General features: G+C 55.2%; 7 protein-coding genes. 1 reads left to right on the plus strand and 6 read right to left on the minus strand.

The genetic code is table 11. The features are described from left to right. Positions 1–256: 256 nt before the first annotated feature. Complete coding sequence (locus tag L1S32_RS05980) at positions 257–1,015, minus strand: dienelactone hydrolase family protein (protein WP_278156995.1); 759 nt, start codon at positions 1,013–1,015, stop codon at positions 257–259. A 177-nt stretch (positions 1,016–1,192) separates the two neighbouring features. Here L1S32_RS05980 and L1S32_RS05985 point away from each other — a divergent pair, with 177 nt between their 5' ends. Then, positions 1,193–1,543, plus strand: coding sequence for a hypothetical protein (locus L1S32_RS05985; RefSeq protein WP_278156997.1), 351 nt, complete (start codon positions 1,193–1,195; stop codon positions 1,541–1,543). A gap of 275 nt (positions 1,544–1,818) precedes the next feature. On the opposite strand, the gene L1S32_RS05990 is transcribed toward L1S32_RS05985, so the two are convergent. From L1S32_RS05990 to L1S32_RS06010, 5 genes are all read right to left on the minus strand, one after another. Next, positions 1,819–3,435 carry a hypothetical protein gene (locus tag L1S32_RS05990; protein WP_278157000.1) on the minus strand — a complete coding sequence of 539 codons (1,617 nt, stop codon included), beginning with the start codon at positions 3,433–3,435 and terminating at the stop codon, positions 1,819–1,821. A gap of 513 nt (positions 3,436–3,948) precedes the next feature. After that, positions 3,949–4,830, minus strand: coding sequence for a cupin domain-containing protein (locus L1S32_RS05995; protein ID WP_278157002.1), 882 nt, complete (start codon positions 4,828–4,830; stop codon positions 3,949–3,951). Between the two features lie 184 nt (positions 4,831–5,014). Beyond that, a complete protein-coding gene (locus L1S32_RS06000; protein ID WP_278157004.1) occupies positions 5,015–17,932 on the minus strand; it encodes a PEGA domain-containing protein in 12,918 nt (4,305 codons plus the stop codon). 5 nt (positions 17,933–17,937) lie between these two features. After that, positions 17,938–25,458, minus strand: a complete 7,521-nt coding sequence (locus tag L1S32_RS06005) for a GLUG motif-containing protein (protein WP_278157006.1) — start codon at positions 25,456–25,458, stop codon at positions 17,938–17,940. Continuing rightward, on the minus strand, positions 25,451–25,747 hold the full coding sequence (locus tag L1S32_RS06010; RefSeq protein WP_278157008.1) for a hypothetical protein: 297 nt from the start codon (positions 25,745–25,747) through the stop codon (positions 25,451–25,453). Before L1S32_RS06010 ends, L1S32_RS06005 begins: the two co-directional genes overlap by 8 nt. Positions 25,748–26,263: the final 516 nt, after the last annotated feature.

The raw sequence follows: 26,263 nt of genomic DNA on the forward strand, positions 1-26,263 counted from the left end.
CCCCTTTGGGAAGAATGGTTCTCACGCGATCACGGCCCCCCCGGCCCTCAATAGTTTCGTCTTCCCATGCAGTCCTGAGGGTGGGTAGAATGTAATCAGAAGAGTAAATATCTTTTTGCCGGATGCCGGGGCGCAATGGATGAGCTACCGGTGCATGCGGAACGCATCCTTCATTTTGCCGACATGAGGTGAGAATCCAAACCATGCCATAAATAATGCCGGAAACGAAAAGGGGGGTGTATATCGGGGAGGCAATTCACCCGAGTGTCCGGTTAAAGAACCTCACCATCTCCCCGTATGCGTCACGGGCGGCACTACTCTCCGAGAGCATTCCGTCTTCAATCATGAACCCATGCGGCTCGCCCTGGTAGACCTTCAGTTCAAAGTACACGTCAGCGGCATCAAGTGCCGTCGCATAGCGGTAGATGTCTGCCACCGGACTCGGTTGATCCCGGCTGCCATGAATGATCAGGATGGGATCAGCAATCTCACCGGTGAGGCTCGCGGGGGTGGTTTCATTATTAAACCCGCCGGAATACGGGAATCCGTACCAGGCGACGCCAGACCTGAAATCACCGATTTGGGGCAAAAACAGCATGGTATAGCGGCCGCCGGCACAGAACCCGGTCAGGCCAAGGCGGCTCGTGTCGACATCAGCACGGGTCCCGAGATAGGAGACGGCATCCCGGACCAGCTGCTCCACCACATCGTCTGACGGCGATTTCTCAAAGGTCTGCCATTCGGGTGCGATGACCACATATCCCTCCCCTGCAAACCGGTCCACCATCTCACGGTAGCCGGGTTCAGGTCCGTTGAACGAATGAATCAGCACGATGCCCGGATACAGCCCGGTGCCGCCCGGTGCCGCGATATAGGCGGGATAAATCTGTCCGCCGCTGGTGATCGGTACCGATGCTCCTTCCTGCATGCCCCCGTCAGACTCATCCCCGGAGTCGACGCATCCTGCGATGCAGGCAAGAATCACGAGCATGCCGATACAGATGATAGTTCTCATATATCTCCCTCAACCGGGGGGATGCGTCTCCATTCCTCTTCTCCGGATAAATAGGTTGTGACGGAGAGTCGTCATGCTGCTGTTAAATCCCATTCGTGACCGGATTCCCCTAATCATGAACGTATTAAAGGAAAATGAGAGTGAATTTTGAGCGGGAAAAGGAGACGGATTGAAAAAATGGAGAGCATTGGTAATAGCATATGGTATCGTGTGGCCCTCCAGCCATACTGCAATACCCGGACAGTCACAATATACAGTCCTTACATTTCTGATTGCCGCAATCGATGTTATCAATTTTATAGGCCAGGCACCACCCATGCAACGTGGAGCGGAAATGGCGGATCTGCATCCTATGTCTCATTTGGCAGGGCACTTGGGTATATGGACGGCGTTTGGCAGGACGTGCACGGCGCAGGCGCTCAGCGCAGTGATCCAAAGGCAGGGGACGCATCGGATTATCCCGAGGGCCATGGCCCGCAGGGAGATGCCATCAGGATTGAGAACTTTGTCCGCCTTGTCCGGAGATAAAGAGAGACGGGTACACCATCCAAACACTCCGACAATATCTCTTGGAAAAAACAGCGACACATAACATTCCGGGACTCAGTCCGAATATGGAAATACTCAGAACAATCCCGGATATCTAAAAGAGAAGAGCATAAACGCGACATCCCTTCCTCTTCTCATTTCATATGATGAACGCCGCCCCTGGAGAACTGTTTTCCCGTTTATCATAGTGCGCCTCTTTCTATCGTATTTCAGAACGGCAATCCAGAATACCAATAGGGAGAATGGACACAGGACTATGCGAAATACTGTATCTCCCCTTCCGTCCGCTCCCGTACAGGCATCACTCCGGGAAACGCCCGCTCCAGAAGCTCCCGGTTGAAGTGCGCCCATGTGACGGTCTGCGTCCCTGCTGTCACGGATGAGGAGGAGGAGGAGGAGGAGGAATCCGGGTAAACCACGCTCTCACCCTCCCCTGTCAGGTGCAGGTCAGGAAAGTGCCCGCTCGTATAAAGACCGTCACAGAGGAGGAGTTCGTTCAGGTCCCGGATCACCGCCTGCCCGGCCGGGGAACCGGCAGGAACCTCACTGTCGCCGGGGACGGCGATGATGTTCTGCACCCGGTGTGAGAGCCGCCCGAGGATATCACGGGCCGCCAGAGTCCGGGTGTCCCGGAGGTGCCGGAGAAACCGCAGCGCTGCCGGGAGGTCTTCCGGCGCAAACAGGACACCGCCCTGCCCGGACGCCGGAATCGTCACCCATGACCGGAAAAAGTAGTTTGCCTCCCTCGCAGGCCGTGTCGCAGAGCTCTCGCTGATGGCAGGCGGCCGCTGATCGGTCGTGAACGCCCCGTCATAGTAGACAGTCCGCCCGTTCTCCAGATCGATCTCTAAGAGCGCCGACCCGCTCCCGCCATCATCCTGTGATACCACATGTCCGGGGTGGAACCGGACCATCTCCACCATCGGGTCATGCTCCACATCACGCACCAGCGCGAGATCCCGGACCGCCGTAAACATGAGCGTAAAGAGCGGATAGTCCAGAGAGCCTGAATACGGTTTCCAGTCACCGAAGAGAAAATATTCAAGGGCGGCGGGTGACGCCCGGATAAGGGCGAGAATGGGGAGAATCCAGTGCTGGTACTCAAACCGCAGATAATGCTCCCCTATGCCGGTGGGATAGCGTTTCAGCCAGGGGTGATGCACAAATGTCTCCCGGTTACCGGATTCTATCGCCGTCATCCGCTCCTCATCAGAGAAACCGTCCGGAAACACCGGGAGCCTGAGTCCGACCGCCGGAGAGCAGGCAGACTGCTCCGAAATATATGCCGCAAAGGAGCAGGGAGGGGCTCCGCTATTCACCGATTCGGTGCGGTAATACTGTTCGAATACCTTCGGTGCTTCATACATATCCCAGTCCCTCAGCGGGATGCTCCGCTGAATCTCGACCCCTTTTTGGGAGAGAATGTACCTGACCAGACCTGCGCTGGTGTGCTCCATGACATAGGCATTCATCAGCGCCCGCTGCATCCCCGGGTCCTTGACCATCCGGAACAGGTATTTCATAATCCTGAGGTACGGCTCATACCCTTCCAGCAGGTAGTAATGCGGCGTCTTTCCGCTCTGCCGCGGCGCCCGGATCATAACAGATCCCAGTATCCCGAGTGCACAGAGGTCCTCACAGATTTTCCCCGCCCAGTCCTTTGAGATTGACGTCTTCCCCTGCGAAAGATAGGACGTCCCGAAATCTTCGTGGATCCTTGACGGATAGGAGTAGAAGCGGCACCCCCCTGACGCTGTCGGATACCGGACGCCGCATCCCTTCTGCAAACCGGGTTTTGTGGACACACCCGTGTTCACCACAAAGTACCAGAGCACCTCCCACTTCTGCCTCGTCATCTCTTCCGGTTCCATAGGTGAAACTGTCCTGTTGTGTTCCATGAAAAATACCCGTTCAGAGGTCATCAATGCACCGGATAATAACGCGGAACGCATCGACACATACCGCTGCCCGCCAACGCGTCGACTCGGCAGAAAACGACTCAACGCGTCGACCGAATCCCGGAATACCCGACTCTTTCACGGGATTTATCATTCACGTTTTCACATCTTAGTATAGCAGCAAGGAGGTGAATCATGGCAAAGAAAAACGATAACCAGAAGGGCGCATCCCGTAACCAGTCCGGTGCCGAGAAGAGCGGTAAGGACTTCAAGTCTAACGCCCAGTCTGCAGGAAAGGGAAGAAAATAATCCCCTCCCCTTTTCAGATTCAAAAATAACTCTCTTTATTTCGGCTGCCGCATAGGCAGGGACAGTTTTTTCTGACGGATTCTTTTCTGAACCCGTGATTGCTCTCAGGATTTTTCAGGGCCGTATCAGCCGTTTCCTGCTGTGCCGTACGTATTTTTTATGTCCCGTGCCTTTCCGTCACTCCACCGTCACCGTCCGCTCCGGCGTCCATGCCGGATCGACAAAACTCAGAATCACGGCCACCGTATCCCCGGCATTCCGGTATCCCTTCACCTGGTCCGGCGCGATGTATGCAGCACTCCCTGCAGGGACACGGATCTCGCTCCCGGCAGGGGTGTATACTTCAATCTCACCTTCAGTCACGTAGATCAGCTCAGACGCACCGGCAAGCCGGTTGAAATCCGCAGACCCTCCGGGGAGGATTTCTGCGTATGCGATACTGTAGTCAATCGGGAAGTGCTTCTCAGGCATCAGCACCGGATTTGCGAGGGTATATATCATCATGTCAGACCCGATGTCCCATTCAATGCCCGCACGGGGATCGGGGATGACAATCGGCATGCCGTCTGTTGCGCCACCATCCGTTCCGGGTGTATATGCGGCCAGTTCATCTCCGGACAACTCATTTGCTGCGGAAAACGGCGGCTGAATGACGTCAATATAGCGGAGGGGTACATCTCCGGTCGCGGTGATTGTCTGCCGGACACCCATCGGCAGGACAACAATCTCCCCATCCCGGGCGGTCACGGTTGTGGCATCGCAGTGGATCTCCGCTTCACCTCCAATCACACAGACCATCTCTGACGTTTCTAAAAGCCGATGGGGGAGTGTCCCGTTGCCCGGCGGAAGGGTAACAAGTCCCATGCTGTAGTGAATTGTTATATCCGGCGTCTCCTCGCCGATGATGCCGGCATAGTGTCCCTGCCCGTCAAAGATGGAGAAACCGTCTGCCGGGGTCAGGAGTTGGATGCCCTCGTCCTCTGCCGGTGACGGACTCTGTGTCAGGCACCCGGCTGAGATGACCATGCAGATGAAGATGAGAAGTATGGCCCTGCGCATGAATAGTGAATCTGCGGGAGATGACATAAATCCAGTTATCTGTGGGGGAAAAGGGGCCGGAGGGGGACGAAAGACCACCGGGAAAGGTGACAGGAATCGGATGATGATCCGTGGCCGGTTCATTCATCGACGACAAAAAAAGGAGATATGATAGCCGGAAATACTCATTTGGAGAGTTCTCTTTTTATTCTTCCTTTCTCCTGCGAATTGCCAGATATCCCACCACAGCAAGTGCAGCGATTAAAATACCCCAGAGCCAGATTGCAGACCCGTCCGGTGAACCGGATGGTGGTTTGGTCATGTCCGGCAGAGGCACTTCAGGTGCCGCTTCTGCGAAGAGGGCCCAGGTGCTGAAGTGACTGACCTGAATGGTGATGGTTCTCTCGTTAGCATCCGCCGTTCCTGGGACACGCTCCCATGCTCCGCTCGTGCTGTTGAACCATCCGGCTTCTGCCCGGTTGCCGTATCTCTCCCATTCATCCTCTGAAAGCACAAATGTCAGAGTAATTGCGGGTGAAAAGGACACGCCGTCAGGACTGCAGTCGAAGGCATAGAGTGCCCGTGGATGCTCAAGGTGCCCTATATCTCCGGGTGACGGGACGGAAGTGACCGGCACAGCGACAATGCGGATGGTTTCCTGCAGCATGCCGGAGCCATCCCGTGCCACCACACCGGCATCGATAGTGAGGTATCCGGCCAGATCATCCGCCCAGATGGTCACCGTTCGTTCAACGGCACCGTCAGGGCCTGCCGGAAGCCGGGCAGTTCCGATAAACTCAGTGGGTGCCACTGCCGGTGTGGGATTCACGGTCACAGCAGCCGTCGGCGTTGGTCGGGCCGTGGTCGCCACCGGTGTCGACAGGGGAGTCGGGGTAGGCGTCGGTGTCACAAACGGTGTCGGATCATCACTGTCTCCGCCATCCGTATGGATGGTGACGATGACAAACCGCACCTTTTCCTCAGTAATACTGCCATACGCATTCGTCGCGGTCAGTGAGACCGCGTATGCTCCCGCACGCTCGTAGGTGTGCACCGGATGCTGCTTCGTCGAAGTCGCTCCGTCACCGAAGTCCCAGAGCCAGGCCGTCGGACTGCTGGTGGTCCGGTCAGTGAACGTGACGGTAAGCGGGGCATACCCCGTATTCTGGCTGGCACTGAAGTCAACCGTCATCGGGTTGGTGACGGTGATGTATCCCGCCTCTTCTGCCGTATCCGTACCCACCGGATTGGTGATGGTGAGGGCGACATCATAGACGCCGGCCGCAGCGTAGGTATGTACCGGGTTCTGCTCTGTCGAAGTAGTCCCGTCACCGAAGTTCCAGGCCCAGGTTTCGGGATAGCCATCCGAATAGTCATAGAACTGCACCATAAGAGGAGCAGGCCCTTCGACCGGAGTGGCGGAGAACTTCGCCGCAGGGCCCTCATTCAGGGCGAACGCGACGAGTGCCTTGAAGGAGAACCCGTCCGGCGAGAGGGCGGTGAAGGTGTAGATGCCGTCTGCGTAGGTGTAGGTTGTCTCAAGGTGGGAGACCACCCCCTCATGGGAGAGGCTCAGAACGGTGAAGTTGTCCGCCCCGCCCCAGGCGTCCACATATGCGGCAGATGCACTCATCACGATGATTGCATCGGAGACGTTAATTCCACCGAATGCGGATTTGTTAATTTCCATGGTGTAGGCCACTTCTTCGAGTTCGGCACCCATATCACCAAGGACACCGAGCTGGAAGAGCCGGCCCATCGTCTCGTTCACGGCGCCACGGGTGATCGTGACGTCGAGCCGGGTGTCGGGGTTCGTCAGGCCGGAGAGGGACCCGGAGATGTTCGCGCTGATGCCGGTGGTGACCGCACCCACATCCCCACTGAGGTTGACGGCGTTCGTAATGTTGCCAATCGACGCACCGGTGCAGTTGCCCGTCCACTCCGAGGATATGTTCTGCAGACCGGTGGTCCGGATGGTGATGTCAATGCCCGGATTGCGGACAAGGATGGTCGTGTTGCCATTCGTGATGGTGGCATTCCGGTTCTCGGTGATATTGATGGAAACGTGCTGCGTCACATCGTCAAAGGTCATGTTTGCGACGGTGGCAGGCAGGGTGTCATTGAGGGCGGTCGCGACTGGTGTGATGGTGATGTAGCCGGGACGCATGTCGTCGAACCGGTAGGTGGTATTGGTCCGCGTCCACTGCGGGTTGACGAGCCGGAGTTCGCGTTCACAGGGCAGGCCGTTCGAGTGCACCTGCATATCGATGAGGGAGACTGCCTCCTCGCTCGTGATTGCGTCCGGTGCCGCCGCACTAACCTGGAGCCAGCCGTTTTCATTCCGGACATCGGAGGAGATAATCAGTCCCGGAATGGTCGCATTCGCCCGGATGTCTGTCACGGTCACGACCGTCCGGTTGAACTCCATGATGAACGAGAGGTTGGTGACCCCATTGAGCCCCGCTGCAGTGATGGTCAGATATTTCGAAGATTCGACGGGGAGAGCACCGGAGGGTGCATCCACGGCGGTGCGGGCCTCGACTGCAATGGCACCGTCTTCCCGGACAACCGGGCATGTGTGATCGATGGCATACACGAATGCGTCCATGATGGAGAGGGGTGCGGTCTGCCGGAGGCCTTCAATCTCCGGTGCGGACCGGAAGGTGATGTTTGCAACTGCGGCAGCGCCTTCGAATGTGATGCCGGCGTCATCCGTGATGACGATGGCGACAAAGCCACCTGTGTTGTCGATGGTGGCACCGAAGGCCGCACCCCCGGTGAGGGGTGCCGGGGCGGCACTCTCCACGGTGATGAGTGACGGGTCATAGGCGATGGTGAAGGTGAGGTTTGTTACGTTATCCAGCCCCGTGGCGCTCACCAGGAATCCGGCACTCTCGTTTGCGGGCAGTCTGCCTTCCGGAGCGATGAGGGTGACGGCGGGCGTGCTGCTCACGCAGATGTAGTCCTCGCGGGTGCGGGTGTTCGTGCCGTATTCGTTGCCGACGGTGAGGCTGACCGTGTATGTTCCTTCTTCTGTGTAGCTGTGAACCGGATTCTGCTCTGCTGAAGTGGTGCCGTCACCGAATGACCAGTTCCAGGTCTCCGGCCCGCCGGTGGAGGTGTCGGTGAAGGTGACCTGAAGCGGTGCATCACCCGTCAGGGGTGCTGCGGTAAAGGAGCCGACCGGAGCGGTTCCCACCGGGGTAAGGGTGAACGCAGCCTCGGCGGTTGCGTCCGCGGTGACCTGAATGGTCCGAACAGGGGTGGGATTATACCCTGATTTCTCTACGGCGACCGTGTGGCTGCCAACGGGGATGTCGGGGAGTGTGCTGTTTGTCAGAACGGTGGTGTTGCAGCCGTCCAGCCAGATCCAGGCATCGTCCGGCGATGAAGTCACATGGATGGCACCGCTCTCCTGCGACAGGGCGAAGAAGACGTCGCTTTCCTCATCCGGCACAACCGTTACGCTCCGGTTTGTCGGGCGGATGTAGCCAGACTTCTCGATGGTGACGGTGTGGATCCCCGCGGCGATGCCGGTGAGGGTGGTGTTTGTGAGCCGGCCGGTGTTCTCGCCGTCCAGCCAGATGGTGGCATTCGCCGGGCTGGAGCTGACACGGATTGAACCGGGGTGTGATACGAGGGTGAATTCCACCGTTTCGATGGTGCCGGTCGTCACTGTTGCAATGCCCGTTGCGGGTGCGTACCCGTCCTTCTCAACGGTCACATTATACGTGCCCACCGGCTGGTCCGTGAAGGTGAAGTTCGTCAGTTCACCTGTCGCGGTGCCGTTCAGGGAGATGCGTGCACCGGAAGGCATGGAATTCACCTGTAAGGTGCCCGTCTGGCTGGTGAGGACGAAGCTCACGAGCTCGGTCTCGTCCGGTGTTACCGTGACAATCTGACTTGCAGTGTCATACCCAGCCCTGACCACCGTCACATTGTATTCACCAACCGGCTTGGTATCGAAGGTGAAGTTCGTCAGTTCACCTGTTGCTACATTATTCAGGTAGATGCTTGCTCCTGCAGGTGTGGAATTGACCTGCAGCGTGCCGGTCTGACCTATAAGGGTGAAGTCCACCAGTTCTGTGGCATCCTTTGTCAGGGTAACGGTTTCGGTCTGGGTGTCATACCCGTCCTTCACGACGGTCACATTGTACTCGCCGACCGGCTTGTCCGCAAAGATGAAGTTCGTGAATTCGCCCGTGGCATCCCCGTTCAGGTAGATGCTCGCATTCGTCGGAGTGGAGTTCACCTGCAGCGTCCCGACCTGCTGCACCAGCGTGAAATCAACCACTTCGGTGGCATCCTTTGTAAGTGTGACCGTCTCCGTCTGGCTGTCATACCCGTCCTTCACGACCGTTACGTTGTACTCGCCAACCGGCTTGTTATCGAAGGTGAAGTTCGTGAGTTTGCCCGTGGCATCCCCGTTCAGGTAGATGCTTGCGTTCGTTGGCGTTGAATTTACCTGCAGCGTGCCCGTCTGACCTATAAGAGTGAAGTCCACCAGTTCAGTGGCACCCTTCGTCAAAGTGACCGTCTCCGTCTGGGTGTCATACCCGTTCTTCACGACTGTCACATTGTACTCGCCAACCGGCTTGTCCGTGAAGGTAAAGTTCGTCAATTCGCCCGTGGCATCCCCGTTCAGGTAGATACTGGCGTTTGTTGGTGTGGAATTGACCTGCAGCGTACCCGTCTGACCTACAAGGGTGAAGTCCACCAGTTCTGTCGCATCCTTCGTCAGGGTAACCGTCTTCGTCTGGGTGTCATACCCGTTCTTCACGACTGTCACATTGTACTCGCCAACCGGCTTGTCCGCAAAGGTGAAGTTCGTCAGTTCACCTGTCGAAACATCGTTCAGGTAGATGCTGGCATTTGTTGGTGTTGAATTCACCTGCAACGTTCCAACCTGCTGCACCAGCGTAAAGGAGACATAGTCGGTAGCGTCCTTCGTTAAAGTGACCGTCTCGGTCTGGGGGTCATACCCGTCCTTGACCACTGTCACATTGTACTCGCCAACCGGCTTGTTCGCAAAACTGAAGTTCGTGAATTCGCCCGTCGCCACATCGTTCAGGTAGATGCTTGCTCCTGCAGGTGTGGAATTGACCTGCAGCGTACCCGTCTGACCTACAAGGGTGAAGTCCACCAGTTCTGTCGCATCCTTCGTCAGGGTAACCGTCTTCGTCTGGGTGTCATACCCGTTCTTCACGACTGTCACATTGTACTCGCCAACCGGCTTGTCCGCAAAGGTGAAGTTCGTCAGTTCACCTGTCGAAACATCGTTCAGGTAGATGCTGGCATTTGTTGGTGTTGAATTCACCTGCAACGTTCCAACCTGCTGCACCAGCGTAAAGGAGACATAGTCGGTAGCGTCCTTCGTTAAAGTGACCGTCTCGGTCTGGGGGTCATACCCGTCCTTGACCACTGTCACATTGTACTCGCCAACCGGCTTGTTCGCAAAACTGAAGTTCGTGAATTCGCCCGTCGCCACATCGTTCAGGTAGATGCTTGCTCCTGCAGGTGTGGAATTGACCTGCAGCGTGCCGGTCTGACCTATAAGGGTAAAGTCCACCAGTTCTGTGGCATCCTTTGTCAGGGTAACGGTTTCGGTCTGGGGGTCATACCCGTCTTTCACGACTGTCACATTGTACTCGCCAACCGGTTGGTCCGTGAAGGTGAAGTTCGTCAGTTCACCCGTTGCAACTTCATTCAGGTAGATGCTCGCATTCGTCGGGGTGGAGTTCACCTGAAGCGTCCCGACCTGCTGCACAAGTGTGAAGGCAACCAGTTCACTCGCATCCTTCGTCAGAGTAACGGTCTCGGTCTGGCTGTCATACCCGTCTTTCACGACTGTCACATTGTACTCGCCAACCGGTTGGTCCGCAAAGGTGAAGTTCGTGAATTCGCCCGTCGCCACATCGTTCAGCCAGATGCTTGCGTTGGTCGGAGTTGAATTGACCTGCAGTGTACCAACCTGCTGCACCAGCGTGAAGGCAACCAGTTCACTCCCATCCTTCGTCAGAGTAACGGTCTCGGTCTGGCTGTCATACCCGTCCTTCACGACTGTTACGTTGTACTCGCCAACCGGTTGGTCCGCAAAGGTGAAGTTCGTGAATTCGCCCGTCGCCACATCGTTCAGCCAGATGCTTGCGTTGGTCGGAGTTGAATTGACCTGCAGCGTCCCGACCTGCTGCACAAGTGTGAAGGCAACCAGTTCAGTCGCACCCTTCGTCAGAGTAACAGTCCCGGTCTGGCTGTCATACCCGTCCTTCACCACCGTCACATTGTATTCACCGACAGGTTTGCTCGTGAAGGTGAAGTTCGTCAGTTCGCCCGTGGCAACGTCGTTCAGGTAGATGCTCGCATTCGTCGGAGTGGAGTTCACCTGTAAGGTGCCGACCTGCTGCACCAGCGTGAAGGCAACCAGTTCAGTCGCACCCTTCGTCAGAGTAACAGTCCCGGTCTGGCTGTCATACCCGTTCTTCACGACTGTCACATTGTACTCGCCAACCGGTTTGCCCGTGAAAGTGAAGTTCGTGAATTCGCCCGTGGCAACATCGTTCAGGTAGATGCTGGCGTTGGTCGGAGTGGAGTTCACCTGCAGCGTCCCAACCTGCTGCACCAGCGTGAAGTCCACCAGTTCTGTCGAATCCTTTGTCAGGGTAACGGTCTCGGTCTGGGGGTCATACCCGTCCTTCACGACCGTCACATTGTATTCACCGACAGGCTTGTTATCGAAGGTGAAGTTCGTCAGTTCGCCCGTCGCAACGTCGTTCAGGTAGATGCTGGCGTTTGTTGGTGTAGAATTCACCTGCAAGGTGCCGACCTGCTGCACCAGCGTGAAGGAAACCAGTTCTGTCGAATCCTTCGTCAGGGTGACGGTCTCGGTCTGGGTGTCATACCCGTCCCTGACCACCGTCACATTGTACTCGCCGACCGGCTTGTTATCGAAGGTGAAGTTCGTGAATTCGCCCGTGGCAACATCATTCAGGTAGATGCTGGCGTTCGTCGGAGTGGAGTTCACCTGTAAGGTCCCAACCTGCTGCACCAGCGTGAAGGAGACAGACTCGGTAGCGTCCTTCGCTAAAGTGACCGTCTCCGTCTGGGTGTCATACCCGTCCTTCACCACCGTCACATTGTATTCACCGACCGGCTTGTCCGCAAAGGTGAAGTTCGTAAATTCGCCCGTGGCGACCTCATTCAGCCAGATGCTTGCGTTCGTTGGCGTGGAATTCACCTGTAAGGTGCCAACCTGCTGCACCAGCGTGAAAGAAACCAGCTCACTCGCACCCTTCGTCATAGTGACGGTCTCGGTCTGGGGGTCATACCCGTCTTTCACGACCGTAACATTGTATTCACCGACCGGCTTGTTATCGAAGGTGAAGTTCGTGAATTCGCCCGTGGCAACATCATTCAGGTAGATGCTTGCGTTGGTCGGAGTTGAATTGACCTGCAGTGTACCAACCTGCTGCACCAGCGTGAAGGCAACCAGTTCACTCCCATCCTTCGTCAGGGTAACAGTCTCGGTCTGGGGGTCATACCCGTCCTTCACGACCGTAACATTGTATTCACCGACAGGCTTGTCCGTGAAGGTGAAGTTCGTCAGATCACCCGTCACAACATCGTTCAGCCAGATGCTGGCGTTGGTCGGAGTGGAGTTCACCTGCAGCGTCCCGACCTGCTGCACCAGCGTGAAATCAACCACTTCGGTGGCATCCTTCGTCAGAGTAACGGTCTCGGTCTGGCTGTCATACCCGTCCTTCACGACTGTTACGTTGTACTCGCCAACCGGCTCGTCCGCAAAGGTGAAGTTCGTCAATTCACCCGTGGCGACCTCATTCAGCCAAATGCTTGCGTTCGTTGGAGTGGAGTTCACCTGCAGCGTCCCAACCTGCTGCACCAGCGTGAAGGAAACCAGTTCTGTCGAATCCTTTGTCAGGGTGACCGTCTCGGTCTGGGTATCATACCCGTCCTTCACGACTGTCACATTGTACTCGCCGACCGGTTTGTCCGCAAAGGTGAAGTTCGTGAATTCGCCCGTCGCAACTTCATTCAGGTAGATGCTGGCGTTCGTTGGCATAGAGTTCACCTGTAAGGTGCCAACCTGCTGCACCAGCGTGAAGGAAACCAGCTCACTCGCACCCTTCGTCATAGTGACGGTCTCGGTCTGGGGGTCATACCCGTCTTTCACGACCGTAACATTGTACTCGCCGACCGGTTTGTCCGTGAAGGTGAAGTTCGTCAATTCGCCCGTCGCAACGTCGTTCAGGTAGATGCTCGCATTCGTCGGAGTGGAGTTCACCTGCAGCGTCCCGACCTGCTGCACAAGTGTGAAGGCAACCAGTTCACTCGCATCCTTCGCCAAGGTAACCGTCTTGGTCTGGGTGTCATACCCGTCCTTCACGACTGTCACATTGTACTCGCCAACCGGCTTGTCCGCAAAGGTGAAGTTCGTCAATTCGCCCGTGGCATCTCCGTTCAGGTAGATGCTGGCATTCGTTGGTGTCGAGTTCACCTGCAACGTTCCAACCTGCTGCACCAGCGTGAAGGCAACCAGCTCACTCGCATCCTTCGTCAGAGTAACAGTCTCGGTCTGGCTGTCATACCCGTCCTTCACGACTGTCACATTGTACTCGCCAACCGGCTTGTTCGCAAAGGTGAAGTTCGTCAGTTCACCCGTCGCCACATCGTTCAGCCAGATGCTGGCGTTTGTTGGTGTAGAATTCACCTGCAGCGTCCCGACCTGCTGCACAAGTGTGAAGGCAACCAGTTCACTCGCATCCTTTGTAAGTGTGACCGTCTCGGTCTGGGAGTCATACCCGTCCTTCACGACTGTTACGTTGTACTCGCCAACCGGTTTGTCCGCAAAGGTGAAGTTCGTCAGTTCACCCGTCACAACATCGTTCAGCCAGATGCTGGCGTTCGTCGGAGTGGAGTTCACCTGCAGCGTCCCGACCTGCTGCACCAGCGTGAAATCAACCACTTCGGTGGCATCCTTCGTCAGGGTGACAGTCTCGGTCTGGGTGTCATACCCGTCCCTGACCACCGTCACATTGTACTCGCCAACCGGCTTGTTCGCAAAGGTGAAGTTCGTAAATTCGCCCGTGGCATCCCCATTCAGGTAGATGCTCGCATTCGTTGGGGTGGAATTCACCTGCAATATTCCCACCTGCTGCACGAGCGTGAAGGCAACCAGTTCACTCGCATCCTTCGTCAGGGTAACAGTCTCGGTCTGGGTGTCATACCCGTCCCTGACCACCGTCACATTGTACTCGCCAACCGGCTTGTTCGCAAAGGTGAAGTTCGTCAGTTCACCCGTGGCATCCCCGTTCAGGTAGATGCTCGCATTCGTCGGGGTGGAGTTCACCTGCAGCGTCCCGACCTGCTGCACCAGCGTGAAGTCCACCAGTTCTGTCGAATCCTTCGTCAGGGTAACGGTCTCGGTCTGGGTATCATACCCGTCCCTGACCACCGTGACGTTGTATTCACCAACCGGCTTGTCCGTGAAGGTGAAGTTCGTGAATTCGCCCGTCGCCACATCGTTCAGGTAGATGCTCGCATTCGTCGGGGTGGAGTTCACCTGCAGCGTCCCGACCTGCTGCACCAGCGTGAAGGAGACATACTCGGTAGCGTCCTTCGTTAAAGTGACCGTCTCGGTCTGGGAGTCATACCCGTCCCTGGCCACCGTCACATTGTACTCACCGACCGGCTTGTTATCGAAGGTGAAGTTCGTGAATTCGCCCGTGGCAACATCATTCAGGTAGATGCTGGCGTTCGTCGGAGTGGAGTTCACCTGTAAGGTCCCAACCTGCTGCACCAGCGTGAAGGAGACAGACTCGGTAGCGTCCTTCGCTAAAGTGACCGTCTCCGTCTGGGTGTCATACCCGTCCTTCACGACCGTAACATTGTATTCACCGACAGGCTTGTCCGTGAAGGTGAAGTTCGTGAATTCGCCCGTTGCAACTTCATTCAGGTAGATGCTCGCATTGGTCGGAGTCGAATTCACCTGCAGGGTACCGACCTGCTGAACCAGCGTGAAGTCGACGAGTTCGGTGGCATCCTTTGTAAGTGTGACCGTCTCGGTCTGGGTGTCATACCCGTCCTTCACGACTGTCACATTGTACTCGCCAACCGGTTTGTTATCGAAGGTGAAGTTCGTCAGTTCACCCGTCGCAACGTCGTTCAGGTAGATGCTGGCGTTCGTTGGTGTGGAGTTCACCTGCAATGTTCCAACCTGCTGAACCAGCGTGAAATCAACCACTTCGGTGGCATCCTTCGTCAGAGTAACAGTCTCGGTCTGGGTATCATACCCGTCCTTCACCACCGTCACATTGTATTCACCGACCGGCTTGTCCGCAAAGGTGAAGTTCGTCAGTTCGCCCGTGGCATCCCCGTTCAGCCAGATGCTGGCGTTCGTTGGGGTGGAGTTCACCTGCAGCGTCCCAACCTGCTGCACCAGCGTGAAGGAGACATCCTCAGTCGAGTCCTTCGTGACCGTGGCGACCTCCGTTGCCGGATCGTAGCCATCCAGCTCAACGGTGACGTTGTAGGTACCCACCGGCTGGTCTGCGAGACTGACGTTTGTGAAGTCACCGGTTGCAGTGCCATTCAGGTAGATCGCTGCCCCCGACGGTGTGGAATTGATCTGCAGCGTTCCGACCTGCCGGACGAGGGTGAAACTCACCGTTTCTGTCTGATTTGATGAGACCGTAACGTTCTGGGTTTCTGAATCATACCCACTCATTGCAACTGTTACATTGTAGATCCCGGTATCGAGATCGCTCAGGGTCGCATTCGTGACCGAGGCGTTCAGCACCCCGTCAAGGTAGATGCCTGCTCCCGCGGGCGACGAATTGATCTGCATACCGCCGGTCTGGTGCACGAGGTCGAAGCTGACGAGCGTTGTGGCGTTGTTCGAGACCGTCACTGAATCGTTCACGGCGGTCTCGAAATCGTCCAGCACCAGCGTGACGTTGTAGATACCGGTATCGAGATCGCTCAGCGTCGCATTCGTGACCGAGGCGTTCAGTACCCCGTCGAGATAGATGCCTGCTCCCGCGGGCGAGGAATTGATCTGCAGACCGCCCGTCTGGTGCACGAGGTCGAATGAGACCAGGGTTGTCTCATTATACAAGACCGTCACCGAATCATTCACTACGGTCTCGTAGTCCTCCAGCACCACTGTCACATTATAGGTACCGGTATCAAGACCGCTCAGGGTCGCATTCGTGACCGAAGCGTTCAACACCCCGTCGAGATAGATGTTCGCCCCCGCAGGCGAGGAATTGATCTGCAGACCACCGGTCTGGCGCATGAGATCGAAGAAGACAGATGTCGTTTCGTTGTCTGTCACGGTGACGGACTCATTCACTCCGGTCTGGTAGCCGTCCAGCACCACCGTGACGTTGTATACGCCTTCCGGCATGTCCGGGAAGGTGGCATTGGTTACCTGTACAGGGTCAACACCATTGAGGATGATGGATCCACCTGCCGGAGCCGAGGTTACCGCAAGGGTGCCGGTGCTATACGGCTGCCACTGGAAGATCGGATACTGACTCTTGTGGGTAAACACCCGCCAGATCTTTGTCGAATCGGCACTGGTGCTGATGATACCCGCAGACCAGTTCAGACCGTTATCTTCAGCACCGGTCAGGAACGCAATGTCTCTAAACTGCGTCGTGTCGGTAACGAGTGTCCCAAGACCGGAGTCTCCGTTGGTGTGCCGGTAACAATTGGTAAAGGAAGCAGCATCATTGAACCCAAGGAACCCGCCATCGTTCCCGTTCACCGCAATAGCAGTGCCCGTCGCATAACTGTTTGTGATGGTGGCACTACGCCGGTTCAGACCGACCAGACCGCCGGCATGAACATTTGCCGCTGACGCATTCCCGGTCGCATAACAATTGACAATGGTCCCGGCGTTCTCGTTCGTTCCGACAAGACCACCGACATCGTCAATATCACCGCTGGCATTCCCGGTTGCGTAACAGTTCGCAATGTCGCCATCATTATTCCAGCCGACAAGACCGCCATTCGCATAGTGCGGTGCATACACATCACCGGTTGCATAACTCCCGGAGATGGAGCCACAGTTCTGCCCAACAAGACCACCTGCGTGTTTGTCAGTGCCGGTCACACCGGTCGTAGCGGAACAATTCGTAATATCTCCGAGGTTATACCCCACAAGACCGCCGTTATTCATCACACCGGCCACTGTTCCTGCCGCATAACAGCCGGAAACTGAACTCCCGGCATCATTCAGGCCGACAAGCACACCGACATGGTTGTTCCCCCGAACACCGCCTTCGGTTGTCTCGATTGAAACACCGGCAATCACGGCACCGGAACCGGCCTGTCCAAAGAGACCGACGGCATCGACCCCGCTCTGTGCGAGCGTGAGGTTGCTGATGGTGTATCCACCCCCGTCGAAATTGCCGGTAAAGGGAATCGTGCTGTTGCCGATGGGTGCTGAGGGCTGACCGGACGCAAGAGTGATGTCACTGCCCACGGCAAAGTGCTTCCCGGTCCAGTCCTCCGGGACAGACACGAGTTCCTCGATATCCGCACTCGAGGTTATTCGGTAGGGGCTTGCTGCGGTACCGTTCCCGCCGCTGTATCTGGAGAATGCAAAGAGCACGTCTTCTGTTTCACCGGACGAGAGCGTGACAGTCCGGGAGAGGGGGGCCAGACCGGTGCGTTCTACCGTAATGTTGTAGGTGCCGGTATTGATGTCACTGAGCGTCGTATTTGTGACGCCGCTCACACTGCCGTTCAGGTAGATGGTCGCCCCTGCAGGTGTCGAATTGATCCGGAGATCCCCGGTCCGGTGCACGAGGCTGAAGGTTACGACTGTTGTTTCATCGGTCGTGACGGTGACGGACTCATTTGCGGCAGTCTCGTAATCCGCCTTCACAACAGTAACATTGTAGGTACCGGTATCGATATTGCTCAGGGTTGCATTGGTGACACCGCTCGCAGTGCCGTTCAGGTAGATGGCGGCTCCCGCGGGCGAGGAGTTGATCTGCAGACCGCCGGTCTGGTGGACAAGGTCGAAGGTTACGACTGTTGTTTCATCGGTCGTGACGGTGACGGACTCATTAATCGCCGTCTCATAATCGTCCAGCACCACCGTCACATTGTGTTCGATATCGGGGACAATCCCCCCACTGTGGCGTTCGTCTGCACTGACCGGTTCACCCCGTCAATCCATATCCAGCCGTTGGACGGGGTGGAGTTGATCTGCAGGGTTCCGGTGATGTTCGCAAACGGAGCAATGGTATGCCAGGAGGAGAGGGACTCAAGCCGTGCATAGACATACTTCTCCACCGTGTTCACGCCGTTCGTGCCGGCGACTTCGCCCCAGGTACTGCCGGTAGTGATGTCCCACATGGAGAGGGAAGATGCATTGAGTCCTGCCACATCGGCATCGGTGTAGCTGACATTCAAAAGCATCCAGCCCGGTGCGGTGACATTCACAAAGTGGCTGATGTTCGCATAGCCTGTGGGGTCGGCCGGTTGGATGACGGTGGCACCGGCGATCTTCATACCGCCGCCGAAGGTGAATGAGACAGAGGTGCTGTCCGTGTCACCCATCGTGAGGTTCGTGAAAATGACACCGGTGCACTCTTCACTTACAGAGAAGTCATCCCCGCTCCCGGTATCTGCACTGATATTCGTGAAGACCACATCACTGGAAGACGCAAGATAGCAGCTGCCGCCCTCTGACGAAGCGGTGTTGTCCGTATAGGTGACATTGGTGATTTCTGCAAGGGCAGAATTGTAGAACTGAGAACCGCCGCCAAGCTTCCCGGTATTGCGCGTAAAGGTCGTATCCTGTATGTCAGCAGAGGGAGAACTGATGAAATAGCATCCTCCACCGTTATAATTCGCGGTGTTGTCGGTGTAGGCAGTACCAGATATCTCCGGAGTATCGGATTGTTCAAAGTAACAGCCTCCGCCATAGTTTGCAGTATTGTTCGTGAAGGTCGCACCCGTCACAACGGCATCATCTGCATCATAGTATGATGCACCGGCGCCAAACGTCCCGGCGGTGTTGTTTGTAAAGGTCGTGCGGGTCAGGACGGGTGCTGCGGAATTTCGGATATATACCCCTCCACCGCGATATTTCGCCGAATTGTTCGTGAAGACCACATCTGTCAGAACGGGAGACGGAGAAGTCGTAATTAAAACCGCACCTCCATGTTCTCCTGCCGTGTTGCCGGTAAACGTGGTATCCGTGATGCAGCTGTCGTCAACATAGGTGATACACACTGCACCGCCGCTGTCATCGGAGCCTTCGGCGGAGACACCATTTCCGGTAAAGACACACCCGGTGATGGTGAGCCCCTGCAGGTGCGAACCAATCGTTCCCAGTGCCTGAACACCGGCACCGGCACCGGCAAAGGTGTTTCCGGAGATGGTGAGCCCCTGCAGCGTCGCATTGTCTGCGGTAATGGTGATGGCGGGGGCGGTGTTTGAAGTATTGGTCAGAAGCGGCCGGACCGGTGAGCCATCCCACTGCTTTACTGTTACATTCGGGACGGCAATCGTGAACCCTCCCTCATAGGTGTGCCCATCCGTCCCCCAGATTTGGATGGTATCGCCGTCTTTTAATACGGGGACATCGGAGACTTCCGAGTAATTTCCGCCGCCCGCAATGGATGAAACGTTCCAGAGAACCGGTGAGATCAGGGTAATGTCTACTTCTTCGGTAGCTCCCCCGGCAAGGAGAACCGTCTGAGAATCTGACAGATACCCCGATTTTGCAACGGTGACGGTGTAAGTTCCTGCCGCCATATCGGTCAGCGTTGCATTGGTCTTGCTCCCGGTGTCAACGCCGTTGAGGGAAACGGATGCACCTTCCGGTATTGAGTTAACCTGAATCGTTCCTTCCTCATACGACTGCCACTGGAATATCGGGTAATTGTTTTTATAGGTAAATGCTCTCCAGATCTTTGATGAGTCGGCATCAGTGCTGATGACAGCAGCTGACCAGTTCAGACCAGGGTCAGTGGAAGGATCCACGCCAGGTGTTCCGGTGAGGAACGCATAATCCCTGAAGGTAGACAAATCATCGATCGGGGTGCCGGAACCGCCGGCGGTATAACGATAACAGTTGGTTATCGTGCCGGAATTACTCCCAACGAGACCTCTGGCATAAGACCTTGCAGCAGCACTGCCAATTGCATAGGAGTTGGTTATCGTGCCGCTATTTGTTCCAACAAGACCGCCGGCATCATCATATCTCGTTACAGTCGCATTACCGGTCGCATAGCAATTGGTTATACCACCTGAGCTCTGACCAACAAGACCACCGGCATTATAATTACCTGCAGTAGCAGTACCGGTTCCATAACAATTGGTTATGCCACCACTGGAATACCCGACAAGACCACCGGCATACCCGGCACCTTCTGCCGCAGCATTGCCGGTCGCATAACAGGTGATTATGCTGCTGCCATCGTTCTTACCAACAAGACCGCCGGCAAAACTACTACTGCCAGTAGCGCTACCCGTCGCGTAGCATTTTCTTATCGTGCTGTCGGATTCTTTCACATATCCAACGAGACCACCGGCATACGATCTTGCACCGGCATTACCTGTTGCAGAACAATTGGTGATGCTGATACTGCCGGTACTGGAATAGCCGGCATAGCCAACAAGACCACCGGCATAATCACCACCACTCGCAGTAGCATTACCGGTCGCAGAACAATCGGTGATGGTTGTGTCTCCGGAATAAATATAACCGGCAAGACCACCGGCATAACCATCAGCACCTGCAGTGGCACTACCACTCGCAGAGCAGTTGATTATATTACCATAATTAAAATACCCAACAAGACCACCGGCATATTTGGATCCATCGACTCTACCGCTCGCGGAGCAGTTGATTATGCTGCTACCGGAATCAATACGGCCGACAAGACCACCGGCATAATTACTACTCGCAGTGACACTGCCCGTCGCGGAGCAGTCCCGTAGCGTGCTGCCGGAATATTGAGCAAAGCCCGCAAGACCACCGGCATAGCTACCTGCACTGACACTACCCGTCGCAGAACAATTGGTGATGCTGATGCTACCGCCGGAAGTACGGCTGACACGGCCAACAAGACCGCCGGCATACTCTCCACTCGCAGTGACATTGCCTGTTGCAGAACAATTGCTGATGGTAGCAGAATAATAAATATAGCCAACAAGACCACCGGCATTCGTACTCGCAGTGGCATTGCCGGTCGCACTACATTCGGTTATACTGCCGGAATAGATATACCCCACAAGACCACCGGCATATCCGGAACTACCGCTTGCACTGACACTGCCGGTCGATGAACAGTTGGTTACGCTACCGGAACCTATACGGCCGGCAAGAATACCGACATAATCCTTTCCAAAAACACCGCTATCTCCAGCCTCAACTCCAAGATTCTTAATTTCTCCATCAGAATCGAGATATCCAAACAGACCGACATAATCAGAGGAGCTCTTATTCATCACGAAATTGCTGATGGTATAACCCTGGCCGTCAAAACTGCCGGTAAACTTGGTACCCGAACTACCAATCGTCTCAGTTGGACTGTTGACAAGGGCAATGTCATTCGTCAGGATGAAATACGCGCCCCAGTCCCCGGAAATGGTTGACAGACCTATTAAATCCTCTTCTGTACTGATCTTGTAAGGATTATCTGAGGTTCCGGTGCCGCCGCTGTACTTTGTTAACGTAAAGTCAAGAGTTTCAGTATCACCCGATTCAAGTGTCACAACCGAAAATGCAGGATCGGGCTTATAACCAGCAAGCACAACCGTAACATTATACTCTCCTCCGGAGAGCTGTGAGAGCGTTGCATTGGTCTCGCTTTCGGTGGCGACACCGTTCAGGGAAATGTCCGCACCGTCAGGCGTTGAGTTTACCCGGATCGTACCGGTGCCAAACGACTGCCACTGGAAGATCGGGTACTGACCCTTATAGGTAAATGCACGCCAGACCTTTGTCAAATCGGCGCTGGTGCTGATGTTACCCGTAGACCATCCCAGACCGTCGTCAGGCGTATCCCCGGTGAGGAAATCAATGTCCCTGAACGTCGTTGGATCAGATACATATGTGCCGTTGAAACACCCGCCGCTATTATAGTGCCGGTAACAGTTGGTGAGGGTGCCGTCCTTATTATACCCGATAAGACCGCCGGTATTACTCCCACCGGCAGTGGCACTCCCGGTTGCATAACTGTTGGTGATGGCGCCCATGTTCTCCGCCACAAGACCGCCGGCATAATCATTCCTGGCAGTGGCATTCCCGGTTGCATAACAGTTGGTGATGCTGCCATCAGATCTGATAGACCCGGCAAGACCGCCGGCACAATCATACCTGGCATTAGCATTCCCGGTTGCATAACAGTTGGTGATGCTGCCATAACTTTGCCCGACGAGACCGCCGGCATATTCATCCCCGGCAGTGGCATCCCCGGTTGCAGAACAATTGGTTATACTGGAACTGCCACAAAAGCCAACAAGACCGCCGGCCCAACTAGCCGTGGTAGTGGCATTCCCCGTTGCAGAACAGTTGGTGAGGGTGCCAGAATTGAAATACCCGACAAGACCACCGGCCCAACTCTCCGTGGCAGTGGCATCCCCGGTTGCATAACAGTTGGTGAAGGTGCCAGAAAAAACATGCCCAACAAGACCGCCGGCATACTCACTGGCAGTGGCGCTCCCGGTTGCAGAACAGTTGGTGAGGGTGCCACGGCTTTCTCCAACAAGACCGCCGGCATAATCCCCGGAGGCTGTGGCATTCCCGGTTGCATAACAGTTGGTAAGGATGCCCGTGTTGTAACCGGCAAGGACACCAACATTGTTTGATCCGGATACACCGGCGTCACTGGCGGTGATTCTGAGATTCGAGATCTCCGCCCCGGAATCAACGTACCCAAAGAACCCGATGTACGAACCGAACCAATTAATAATCGTAAATTCGCTGATGGTGTGGCCCTGCCCGTCAAAATTCCCGGTGAATTCCGTGCCGCTGTTCCCGATCGTCGCCGTCGGGCTTCCGTCAGCGAGGGAGATGTCTGTTGTGACGATGAAATGCTTGTCCCAGTTCCCGGAATCAGTTGAAAGGTAGATGACATCGTCCCGGGTGCTGATCTGGTAGGGATTTGCCGCCGTGCCGTTTCCCCCGCTGTACAGCTGGACAAGGGTAAATGCAGCGGTTTCGGTCTCACCGCTCGAGAGGGTCACGGTCCTGAATCCGGGTGAGGGAATATAGCCGTCACGTTCAACGGTCACGTTGTAGGTGCCTGGCAGATAATTGCTGAAGGTGGCGTTGGTGTAATTGCCAGTGCTGCTGCCATTAATGGAGATCAGGGCACCCGCCGGAGTGGAGTTGACCTGCAGCGTCCCGACCTGTTGGACGAGGATGAAGTTGACGGATGCCGTTGCATCACCGGTAAGGGTAATGCTCTGATATCCGGTATCGTATCCGGATTTTGCTGCGGAAATATTGTATGTCCCCGCAGGAATCGCAGAGAGTGTTGCATTGGTCTCGCTCCCGGTGGCGACGCCGTTCAGGGAAATGTTTGCACCGGCAGGCGTTGAGTTTACCTGGATTGTTCCGGTGCCAAACGACTGCCACTGGAAGATCGGATACTGGCTCTTGTAGGTAAATGCCCGCCAGACCTTTGTCGAATCGGCGCTGGTGCTGATGATACCTGCAGACCATTTCAGACCGTTGTTGAGTTCATCTCCGGTGAGGAACGCAGTGTCCCTGAGCGTCATAAGGTCGGGAACATATGTGCCCCGGGAATTATCGCCACCGTTATAGTGCCGATAACAGTTTGTGATGGTGCCAGTATTTGAACCAACAAGACCACCGGCCAAACTAGTCCCAACAGTTGCATTCCCGGTTGCATAACAGTTTGTGATAGTTCCTCCGTTGTTATACCCGACAAGACCGCCGGCAAATCTAACCCCCGCATTTGCATTCCCGGTTGCATAACAGTTTGTGATAGTTCCTCCGTTGTTATACCCGACAAGACCACCGGCAAGATTAGCAGTACCGGTTGTGGCATTCCCGGTTGCATAACAGTTGGTGATGGTGCCTTCACTATACCCGACAAAACCACCGGCAGCATAATCACTGGCATTGGCATTCCCGGTTGCAGAACAGTTAGTGATGCTGCCAGTGTTACTGCCGGCGAGGACACCGACATAGCACTTTCCGGTTACGCCGGCGTCACCGGCGGTGATTCCCAGGTCCTTAATTTCTGCACCCGAACCAACATACCCAAAAAGGCCGACATTTTCAACACCGGTTTTACTCAGGGTGAAATCGCTGATGGTGTGGCCCTGCCCGTCAAAATTCCCGGTGAATTTCGTGCCGCTGTTCCCGATCGTCGCCGTCGGGCTTCCGTCAGCGAGGGAGATGTCTGTTGTGACGATGAAATGCTTGTCCCAGTTTTCAGAATCGGTTGAGAGATAGATGACATCGTCCCGGGTGCTGATCTGGTACGGATCATCCGACGTGCCGCTTCCACCGCTATAGAGTTGTTCTACCTGCACCTGCCACTGGAAGAGTGGATACTCACTCTTATCCGAAAACGCCCGCCAGATTTTGGATGAATCAGCATCCGTGCTGATAATTCCTGTTGACCATTTAAGACCATTATCCGGTGATGTTCCGGTTAAAAAAACATAGTCCTTAAATTTCGTAATATCAGTGATCAGAATACCGGTTGCCGAAGGTCCACCAGTGTAACGGTAACAGTTCGTTACGGAGCTATCCCAATTGTAACCAACAAGACCGCCGGCATAAGAAGGAGCAGTGGCAATACCCGTTGCATAACAATTTGTAATGGAGCTATCGACATTCCAACCAACAAGACCACCGGCATCACTTCCAGTTGCAGTGGCCTTGCCCGTTGCATAACAGTTCGTTATGGAGCCATAGTCATTCCAACCAACAAGGCCGCCGGCATCATATTCAGAAGTGGCATTGCCCGTTGCATAACAGTTCGTTACAGAGCCATGGTCATTCCAACCAACAAGGCCGCCGGCATCATACTTAAATGCAGTGGCATTGCCCGCTGCAGAACAGTTCGTTACGGAGCCATAATTCAAACCAATAAGACCGCCGGCATCACCTCCAGTTGCGGTGGCAGCGCCCGTTGCATAGCAATTCGTAACCGAGCCTCGATTATCTCCAACAACCACACCGACATAATTGCTTCCGCGTACACCATTGGCATTCGTTTCAACGCCCAGACAAGTAATCTCTCCACCTGAACCGACACAGCCAAAGAGACCAATGTTATCATTATTTATCGACAATTCGAAGTTGCTAATCGTATACCCCTGCCCGTCAAAAGTGCCGATGAAAGGAGTAGCGGAAGTACCAATCGTTGATGTGGGATTTCCTCCGGAAAGATCGATATCACCGGTCACTATAAAATATTTATTCCAGTTGCCAGAGTCCGTGGACAGATATCTGATATCAGCACTGCTGCTTATCTGATAGGGACTCGCCTCTGTGCCGCTGCCGCCGCTATACACTGCGGCTACCGGTGCTGCCAGACAGGGAATTGCGACAAACGTGATGAGCATCACAAAAAAAATTGCTTGAATTGCTGGTGCACTCCACCAGGGGGAATTTTCAGACATGGTAAAACACCTCATTTTCGGTAAAGACAGAACAGATGATCCTCAGGCACCTGAAATCCAAACCCCGGACGTCCCCTGCCGGCACCCCGGCACGGGAATCTGCATGCGTAGTACTATCAGGGATACTGCTGCACGAATATGGATCAGCACGAATGCCTGCCAAAAACGGCATTATAACTACTCTTTTGAGGAGGAACACCACAATGGAGAGATAACAGAAGACCTCAGGTCTCTGACGGCCGGAGAAAAATAACGCACAGTAGGCATGCAACGCGGGGGGGACACTCATTAATAGTTATTGCACAATTACGCATATATAAATACACCCTCACACAAGCCCATTAAGGCTTTTAAGCATCATGCTGTGCAATGCCGACAATAGTTAAGGGAACAAAATAACCGTACCGGCCACTGACTTCAAACCCGAATACCAGAAACCGCGATTGGTTTCCTGAAAAATCGGTGATGATGCGGATTTAAAACCGGATCAAAACGCCCCGGGCCGGCAACCCGGACCACATCCGAACGGTATTAAATCGGACCATGCATCAGGGGCCAATAATTTCCCGTCAGAATAAACAGAGAAACGAACACTGCCATTTATAGTATGGGGAAGACAAGGCAGGAACCGGATATTTCCGGAGGGGAATATGTTCCTGCCCGGCCCGGCCAAAAAATGATATCCAAAAGACACCGGCCCTGTGGTGTGTGGTCAGGGGGGCCGGCTGTCTCTTCCTGAATGGTATTTCCGAGAGTATAGTATTGGGATGGGTGGGGAAAGGTGCCATGTGTCATGCACTCTGTG

This window comes from Methanogenium sp. S4BF (genome assembly GCF_029633965.1).
Classification (GTDB): domain Archaea; phylum Halobacteriota; class Methanomicrobia; order Methanomicrobiales; family Methanomicrobiaceae; genus Methanogenium.

Coding starts and splice junctions, on each gene's coding strand:
- L1S32_RS05980 (WP_278156995.1), bottom strand. CDS start 1,015: ATGAGAACTATCATCTGTATCGGCATGCTCGTGATTCTTGCCTGCATC.
- L1S32_RS05985 (WP_278156997.1), top strand. CDS start 1,193: ATGGAGAGCATTGGTAATAGCATATGGTATCGTGTGGCCCTCCAGCCA.
- L1S32_RS05990 (WP_278157000.1), bottom strand. CDS start 3,435: ATGGAACCGGAAGAGATGACGAGGCAGAAGTGGGAGGTGCTCTGGTAC.
- L1S32_RS05995 (WP_278157002.1), bottom strand. CDS start 4,830: ATGCGCAGGGCCATACTTCTCATCTTCATCTGCATGGTCATCTCAGCC.
- L1S32_RS06005 (WP_278157006.1), bottom strand. CDS start 25,458: ATGTCTGAAAATTCCCCCTGGTGGAGTGCACCAGCAATTCAAGCAATT.
- L1S32_RS06010 (WP_278157008.1), bottom strand. CDS start 25,747: ATGAGTGTCCCCCCCGCGTTGCATGCCTACTGTGCGTTATTTTTCTCC.